Source organism: Psychrobacter sp. TB55-MNA-CIBAN-0194 (assembly GCF_040309505.1).
In the GTDB taxonomy this organism is placed as follows: domain Bacteria; phylum Pseudomonadota; class Gammaproteobacteria; order Pseudomonadales; family Moraxellaceae; genus Psychrobacter; species Psychrobacter fozii.
This window is the reverse complement of sequence record NZ_JBEOOW010000776.1, coordinates 1-236: the sequence shown is the minus strand read 5'-3', so window position 1 is coordinate 236 and position 236 is coordinate 1. Positions and strand designations below refer to the sequence as shown.

The 236-nt window shown below is 69.1% G+C and carries 1 protein-coding gene; it reads right to left on the bottom strand.

Annotated elements, in window-relative coordinates; translation table 11 throughout:
• A partial coding sequence (locus tag AAEY75_RS17055) for a hypothetical protein (RefSeq protein WP_352260368.1) occupies positions 1 to 236 on the bottom strand: 236 nt, incomplete at both ends.

Sequence of the window (236 nt, the reverse complement as noted above, 5' to 3'; positions counted from 1 at the left end):
CAGTAGTAGTGATCCGGCGCGATGCGGTACAGCGTATGGCGGAAGAACGGCCCGCGCGCCAGATCGATCGCGCCCGTGCAGTGTGCGCGCATGCCGGCGAGCGCGATGGCGTGCGCGTCTTTCGTGCCGGCGAGGTCGACGTGTTCGAGCGTCCAGTCGTTGGCGAGCGCAGCATCGAGCACGCGCACGGGCGTGTCGCCATCCAGCACGATCCGCGTCGTGTGCAGCGTCTGCGC